The organism is Citrobacter sp. MGH104 (genome assembly GCF_001034485.1).
Lineage (GTDB): Bacteria > Pseudomonadota > Gammaproteobacteria > Enterobacterales > Enterobacteriaceae > Citrobacter > Citrobacter freundii.
Map to the genome: position 1 here is coordinate 3,887,448 of NZ_KQ089818.1, position 7,255 is coordinate 3,894,702.

12 protein-coding genes are annotated in these 7,255 nt (G+C 41.3%); 10 read left to right on the plus strand and 2 right to left on the minus strand.

The window, feature by feature from the left end; genetic code table 11:
* Position 1: 1 nt before the first annotated feature.
* A complete protein-coding gene (locus tag SK34_RS24870; protein WP_001335097.1) occupies positions 2-142 on the minus strand; it encodes a hypothetical protein in 141 nt (46 codons plus the stop codon).
* A 115-nt stretch (positions 143-257) separates the two neighbouring features.
* Entirely contained in the window at positions 258-440 is a 183-nt protein-coding gene (locus SK34_RS18385) for a hypothetical protein (RefSeq protein WP_001335098.1), read from the minus strand.
* Positions 441-609: 169 nt separating this feature from the next.
* On the opposite strand from SK34_RS18385, the gene SK34_RS18390 reads away from it, so the two are divergent.
* The 10 genes from SK34_RS18390 to SK34_RS18430 all read left to right on the plus strand — a co-directional run bounded on the left by SK34_RS18390 (position 610) and on the right by SK34_RS18430 (position 7,202).
* Complete coding sequence (locus SK34_RS18390) at positions 610-1,662, plus strand: phage/plasmid replication protein, II/X family (RefSeq protein WP_048233730.1); 1,053 nt, start codon at positions 610-612, stop codon at positions 1,660-1,662.
* 11 nt (positions 1,663-1,673) lie between these two features.
* The gene (locus SK34_RS18395) at positions 1,674-1,991 is read left to right on the plus strand and encodes a DNA-binding protein (RefSeq protein WP_048233731.1); all 318 of its coding nucleotides are present in this window, start codon (positions 1,674-1,676) and stop codon (positions 1,989-1,991) included.
* 2 nt (positions 1,992-1,993) lie between these two features.
* Entirely contained in the window at positions 1,994-2,080 is an 87-nt protein-coding gene (locus tag SK34_RS25220; protein WP_031602482.1) for a tail virion protein G7P-2, read from the plus strand.
* Between the two features lie 114 nt (positions 2,081-2,194).
* Positions 2,195-2,437 carry a major coat protein gene (locus SK34_RS18400; protein WP_048233732.1) on the plus strand — a complete coding sequence of 81 codons (243 nt, stop codon included), beginning with the start codon at positions 2,195-2,197 and terminating at the stop codon, positions 2,435-2,437.
* Between the two features lie 46 nt (positions 2,438-2,483).
* Positions 2,484-3,764: an attachment protein gene (locus SK34_RS18405; RefSeq protein ID WP_048233733.1), complete on the plus strand. Its 1,281-nt coding sequence runs from the start codon at positions 2,484-2,486 to the stop codon at positions 3,762-3,764.
* The gene (locus tag SK34_RS18410; protein WP_048233735.1) at positions 3,764-4,105 is read left to right on the plus strand and encodes a DUF5455 family protein; all 342 of its coding nucleotides are present in this window, start codon (positions 3,764-3,766) and stop codon (positions 4,103-4,105) included. The genes SK34_RS18405 and SK34_RS18410 overlap by 1 nt, the downstream gene beginning before the upstream one ends.
* Positions 4,106-5,200 (plus strand): zonular occludens toxin domain-containing protein, encoded by a 1,095-nt coding sequence (locus tag SK34_RS18415; RefSeq protein ID WP_048233736.1) that lies wholly within the window; start codon positions 4,106-4,108, stop codon positions 5,198-5,200.
* Positions 5,201-5,207: 7 nt separating this feature from the next.
* Positions 5,208-6,473, plus strand: a complete 1,266-nt coding sequence (locus SK34_RS18420; RefSeq protein WP_048233737.1) for a secretin N-terminal domain-containing protein — start codon at positions 5,208-5,210, stop codon at positions 6,471-6,473.
* Between the two features lie 69 nt (positions 6,474-6,542).
* Positions 6,543-6,851: a hypothetical protein gene (locus SK34_RS18425; protein ID WP_048233739.1), complete on the plus strand. Its 309-nt coding sequence runs from the start codon at positions 6,543-6,545 to the stop codon at positions 6,849-6,851.
* A gap of 117 nt (positions 6,852-6,968) precedes the next feature.
* Positions 6,969-7,202 carry a hypothetical protein gene (locus SK34_RS18430; protein ID WP_048233741.1) on the plus strand — a complete coding sequence of 78 codons (234 nt, stop codon included), beginning with the start codon at positions 6,969-6,971 and terminating at the stop codon, positions 7,200-7,202.
* Positions 7,203-7,255: the final 53 nt, after the last annotated feature.

Consider the following 7,255-nt stretch of genomic DNA (forward strand, 5'->3'; position numbering starts at 1 on the left):
ATTACTTTCCTTGTGTTGGTTTAGTAGTGGATTGTTGAGCTTTTTCTAAAAGCCTTTTTGCTTTAGATGTGTCCAAACCATCTTGGGCAAAGCCTTGTTGCTTATCATTCTGTTTTTGTTCACTTTTTTTTGGCGTATTCATCAGTATATACCTTGACGAGTTTTGTTTATCTCGATGACTTACTTTTTGTTTAAGTTTTGCACAAACCAGAACGTGCAGTGTTGGTAATACTGCACGTTTGTACCATTCGTGGTACTTAATCCTTTTGTTTGGCAGACATGAGATCTTCTGCTGCATCTTTAGAGTAGTTATCAATCAGATAACCTAAAATCTCTGTCCATGTAATTGTTTTTCCTAGTTTTACACTGGCATTTATAGCCAGTCGTTCTAGTTTCATTTTTCTTTCTTCCGTCACGTTATAAGTCGTGCGCTTTGCCATTTTTTACGCTCGTTCAATGCAATATTTGAAGTGAGTATACATGCTCATGAACTCATATCATCCAAGCCTCTTGAACTCACTAGCTCACTGATGTAATGTTAAAACACTAATGAACTACTGAACTCATGTGTTAGTAAGTCGTCATTTTTGCAATTTTGAGGATTTATTCGTGATCGATTGGCTTACCGGGATTTTCCCTTGCACACACAAACCGCTTCCGGCGGGGAGTGTCGTCAGCGTTGATGCTGACGGTGCAATTGAGTGGGAAACCGTTAAGCGACTGACTGTTCGCGGCTCGCATGAAGCAACGATGAAAGTACGATCGATAGGATCTAATGGCGAAGGTAAAGCGACACATTTGTACATTGATGGTAATCCGTCCAAGTTTTTGCAGGGGCATTCTGTTGTTGGGTCGGATGATATACAAGGGCTCATGTTGACGGCCTATGCCAGGATTTTATCCTTATTGAATATTCCTCATGATTTAACGTCTTATAAAGCCGTTATGGCAGGTCAGTATAAAATTTCTCGTGTTGACATTAATTACATGTATTCATTATCTACGCTGGAAAATGTCAGGTCATGGCTTTATGCCGCCGAATTTAAAGCTAAAACACGCCATGGTCGCGCATGTGGGAAAGGCGGTACAGTTTATTTAGGTAAAAACTCCCGTCGATGGAGTCTGAAGTTTTATTCAAAATATGATGAACACGTTTCGGGTAAAAAAGGGCACCAGATAGCCGAAGATTTTGTACGAGCCGGGTTACTGGACTGGACGAAAGATAAATTACGTATTGAATTAACATTAAGAACAACTGAGCTTATTGATTTAAATTTAACGCTTGGCGCTAACTGGAATATGAAAACACCACGTCAATTATTCTCTGAATATGTAGGGAGAATAGAAATGAATCAGAATGCTATTTTAAGTGATGAGAAAATAACGAAACTGCCAAGAAAAATACAGTCAACTTATTTACTTTGGAAACAAGGGGCTAACATGAAAGAAATGTTACCTCATAACACTTTTTATCGCCATAGAAGAGAATTGCTTTCGTTCGGTATCGATATTAATTTCTATTGTGATTCACCAGACTCTAATAACGTTGTTCCGCTAATAAGAACGCTGGAAGCCAAGCCAGCGGAAATCCCCTTATGGATTTATGAGAAAGGTTTTATTTTCGATTACAACCGTATTTCGCACGCCAGTAGCTGGCATTAAAGGAAAGTAATATGTCTAATTATGGTCTTTTCGTTAAGGGTAAAATGTTGGGAGCCCGCCAACGTAATAAAGTTAATGGTCAGGGCTATTATAATGAAATTGGTATTGGCCTTGAAATATCTGATGGTTTTGGTGGTACAAAGCAGGATCAAATTATTATTCGAGTTTCTCAGGCTCTCGTTAACGCAGGTCTAATGAACCAGGCGAATGCTTTCATTGGGAAATTAGTTCAAATTCCTGTCTATGTCCGTGCGTGGTCAATGGAGGGCAGGGAAGGTGTAACTTATAATGTTTCTTCCGATGGTGGCATCGCAGAGATCAAAGGTTAAATATGGACGATGTTATTCAAATTTTGATAGCGTCTGGCATCGTTATTTCTTTTGGCCTCGGCGCGATTACTGCGGGGGTCTTTCGTTAATGTATATCGTTTATTTCTTCGGGGCTTATACCTTTGGTTTTGCCCTTTTCTATGCGGTCGGTTCATTTAAATCATTTTCTGACCGATTAATGTAACCTTAATGGAGTTATTCCTATGAAAATTCTGTCTACTGTTAAATCTAAAGTTGCTCTGGCTTCAACTGCGCTTTTTGTTTCTGCAAGTTCTTTTGCGGCTGAAGGTGCTACAGGTGGTACTGATTATGCAGGTCAGGCAATGGATGCTTTGTTGACTCAGGCAAATGATCTCATTGGTAAAGTATGGCCTGTTGTTGTGGCTGTGGTTGGCGCTGGGCTTGCCATTCGTATTTTCAAAAAATTCTCTTCAAAAGCGGTTTGAATTTCACTCAGGGGCACTCGTTGCCCCTTTATTAAAGCGGGTTACTATGAAAAGGAAAATATTAATTCTTTCCGCTGTCCTCATTTCTCCTTTTTCACATGCTGAGTCATGGGAAAGCATTACTAAATCCACTTATCAAAGCTCTGCCTACGCTGAAAGTAAGCAAATAACCAATCAGGATGGCTCTAAGACAACGGTTTACTATATTGATGCTGCTATGCAGGCCTCCGCTTGTCAGGGTGCTAAATCCAGTGCTCAGAGTGTATTTACTCAGGTTAAACCAACTTATGAGGGTATCTGGCCTGATTCTGAATTCCGTCTTGTTTTTACTGGTGATTGTACTTACAGCGATTCAACAGGGCAGAAGGATAAATATTGGTCTTTAACGGCTTATATTGTTGGTGATATTCAGCGTTCTGTTCCTGATGAAAAACCTACTGACCCGACACCAGAAGAAATTTGCGAAACGAAGCCGCCAGAAGAAGGTGTATTTAATAATGTTGATTCATATGATGGTGGTCGCTATATCTACTATAACGGCTGTGAATATGAGGCTACTGGTGTCATTGTTTGTCAGGGTGATGGTACTGTTTGCGCTGCAACATGGAAGCCTACAGGTACTGTAGCTGACCCCTCTGATAAACCCTCAACCCCCCAAAATGGTGGTGGTGAGTCTGGCGGTGGTGAGTCTGGCGGCGGTGAGTCTGGCGGTGGTGAGTCCGGTGGCGGTGAGTCCGGTGGCGGTGAGTCCGGTGGCGGTGAGTCCGGTGGCGGTAGTTCTGGCGGTGGCTCTAGTGGTTCCAGTCTTTCTAAAGGTGATATTCAGTCTGCTATCGAAGGTGCTTCACCCAAAATAGCCAGCGATATTCATGATAAATTAACGGAGAAAGACACTTCATCAGATGATAAAAAAAATGCCGATGAACAAACTAGGAATAATATAAATCGTCTTGACGATTCCATTAACAATCTTACGCGGGGGGCTGGCCGTTTTGCTGACCCTTCAGGTGGTGATTCTCGTTATGGAAAGGGCGACTCTGAATTAGATGGCGCTTCTACTTTGGCTGATTCTGAATTGGGAATTGAAAAGGATTCTCACGGTGCTTTATGGGAAGCATTTTTAAATAAAGGTGCTATGCTGCCTAATTTACCCAATGGTAACGGTTGCTCTGATTTTATTATTTTTCCCGGAGAGGTTTATCAGATTGATATTGGTTGCGATAAATTACTGACTATTAAAGATGTTCTTTCATGGGTTTTTTATTGCCTTACGTTCTGGTATGTCTTTACTTCTTTAACTTCATTGCTTCGCAAAGGGGGTGAGTGATGCCCTTATTATTAGGTATTCCTGCATTGTTGCGTTTTCTTATTGGTCTTGTCCCTTTGTTTATTGGCTATGTGGCGAGTTTTTTAGCTCGACTTGCTACCAAAACAGGATTAATCGTCTTTGCATTGGTCGCATTAATTACAACAACTGTTACGCTTTTAATGCAGTACCTTGCTGAGGTTATGTATAACGGTTTACCTGCTGATTTCTCTCATTTAATGGCGTCTGTATTGCCTGACCATTTTCAGGCGTGTGTTAACGTTATTATGGTTACTCGTATCAGTGTTTTTGTTTTCGATTTAAAACAAAAATTTCTTGATTATGCAAACAGGGTGATTTAAATGGCGGTTCATGTAGTAACAGGCAAATTAGGCTCAGGCAAGACACTTGTTAGTGTTTCCAGAATACAGGAAAGACTTGCTAAGGGTTGTCCTGTTGCCACTAATCTTGACCTTAAATTGCATAATATGCCTATGGTTGGGCGTTATGCGAAAAAAACGCGCGTTATTCGCGTTCCTGACAAGCCTTCATTAAATGATTTACTTGCTATTGGTATTGGGAATACATCTTACGATGAATCCCGTAATGGCCTCCTTGTACTTGATGAATGTGGTACTTGGTTTAATTCCCGCTCATGGGGTGATAAAGACAGACAACCTGTTATTGACTGGTTTTTACATGCCAGAAAATTAGGCTGGGATATTATATTTTTGATTCAGGATATTTCGATAATGGATAAGCAAGCTCGTCTGGCGCTTGCTGAGCATGTTGTTTATTGTCGCCGTTCAGATAAATTAAACATTCCTTTTGTTGGCTCCATTATGAATTTAGTTTCAGGGGCGCGATTTTCTTTACCAAAGGTACACTTTGGCATTGTCAAATATGGTGATAATATTAATTCAATCACTGTTGATAAATGGATATATACAGGAAAATCTCTTTATTCTGCTTACAATACCAAACAAGCGTTCACAGATAATTATCCTCATGGCGCATTTTCGCTTTTGCCACCATTTATCACGCACGGTCAATTTTCTGTTCACAGAGGATTTAATTATTACATGCGCCTCACTAAAATTTATTTTCGCAAATCGAACCGTCTTATATTAATGCTTTCTTTTTTGGCGCTGGGGCTTGCGCTTGGTTTCTGGCTCCAGTCTGGAAAGAATGTTGATGAAATCTCAGCTATTAAATCTGCTTATACTGAACAGGCGAGGGCGGTAACGCCTGATTCGTCCAGTGACTTACCCCGACTTTCTATTAATTCTTTTTCACAACTTGGCTTTGACGTTTCCGTTACGTTTGTTGATGCTAAAGGTATGAAATATCAGTATTTTGATTTGATTAAAGATGGTTATTCCGTTGATATTAAAGATGCCTGTCGTGTTGTTATTAGAAAAGGCCGTTATTTACAGACTGTTACCTGTCAGGAGTAAAATTATTATGCGCTCTGTTATTGTTGCTTTTTTATTTGCGTGTTCATTCAGCGTTTCTGCTGAAACTGTTAATTTAAATAATTCATCTGTTCGCTCATTTGTTCAGTGGTATTCTTCAAAAACTGGCAAGCCTGTTATTGTTAATCCTGATGTTAAAGGAAACGTAACCGTATTTAATGCTGATGTTAATCCAACAAATATTGATGATTTCTTTAAGTCTGTTCTGAATGCTAACGGTTTTGTCATGCTTTCTGGCAATCCTGCGGTAGTCTCTTTGCCGTCTAAATTACCTTCACAGATGGTTTCGGATTCCGATGATTCTGATAACCAGTCTTATGATACTTTTCCTTCTGAGCCATCTTACCAGCCAGTACCTGTGGCGCTTACGGTCAGAAATTTTAAGCTGACAAAAGTTAGATCGTCCGATGTTCAGCAACTGATTAAAATTTATCTTGATTCTAATGGTGGTGGTAATGTCGTGGATTATCCAGGCAATAACTCGCTGATTGTTTCTGCGCCTGACGAGCTGCTGCCGGTTCTGTCCGATTTTATCAATTCTGTGGATGTTGCCCGCGATCAGGTTCTCATTCAGTCGCTGATGTTTGAAACCAGCTTGTCTGATGGCGTTGATTTATCGTTTGCGGCAGGTTCTGCATCCGGTCATAAGGTTGCGGGGGGCTTTAATACTTCTGCACTGGGTAGCGCTCTTTCTACGGCGGGCGGTTCTTTTGGTATTTTTGATGGTAACGTGTTGGCGCTGTCTTTGCGTGCTGTCCAGAGTAATTCACGCTCTAAGGTGATTTCAACGCCGCGTATTCTTACTCAGTCTGGTCAGACTGGTTACATTTCCGTAGGTAAGAATGTGCCGTTTATCACCGGAAAGGTAACGGGCGAATCTGCCGGGGTAAATAATCCGTTTCAGACTATCGAGCGTCATGATGTTGGTGTTTCTCTCAAGGTAACGCCTGTTGTCATGGGGAACGGGCAACTAGTTCTGACTATCGACACTCGCGCTGACTCAATCAGCAATGATGATCAGGCATCCGATATTATTACTAATCAGCGCCAGATTCAGACGACAGTCCAGATTAAGGATGGTCAGACGTTGTTATTGGGGGGGCTTATCGATTCATCGTTCAGCAATGCCGAGCGTTCAGTTCCAGTTATAAGTAAAATTCCTCTTATAGGCTGGATTTTCAGTAGCAAGGCAGACAGCAATGAACAGCGTATTATGTATATTTTGCTTACAGCACATATCATTCGTCCACTTTGATGGATAGCGGGTAGGTGCGTGAGCCCTGCTCGCTATCCATCAAATGGACATTATTGATTGGGGTAACTAATGGATTCTTATGGGATTTTATCTGCTCTGGCAGAACGAACGATTACAGCGGAAGAAGCAAAAACAATGACACTTGCAGCCAGAAGTTCTTCGGCTCAGGTAAATGAAGCATCACTTGCTCTGTTACTGATTGATAATACTCTGGATGCGATCAAAGCAGCTGCCAGTGAAGGGAAAGGATACACTTTATTTCCTTCTTATGAGATTTCTGTAAAAGCCATTGATTTAGCAGAAGAATTTTTAAGGAAACAATGCGGCTATGTTATTGATAACCAGAATGGCGTAAGGACGGTCTATTGGTTTATATGATAACCCCGGACAGTGACAAAACTTGCTTTTGTTAGTGTCAGGGGTTGGCCAAGCCGAACAATTCTGTTTTTTTAGCGTTATTGCTGATTCGGCGCGGCAGCATTACGAGGAGATAAAATGCAATTTTTCACATCCAGCGATACTGTGATGTTATGTGCGAAGACCTGCGATCGCTGTGGTCGCCATGCGAAGACGGTGGTAGATGACATTGAGTTCAATGAGTTTCTGTCTGTTAATCGCCTGGCTGGATACGGTTCAATTTTTGGTGACAGTAATCGCTTAAAACTGGATTTATGCCAACATTGCCTGAAAGACGTCCTGGGCCAGTGGATTACGGTCTGTGACCAATGACGGCACCGGAAACGTCGTTATCGGACACAATCCACATTGGTGCGCATAATGTA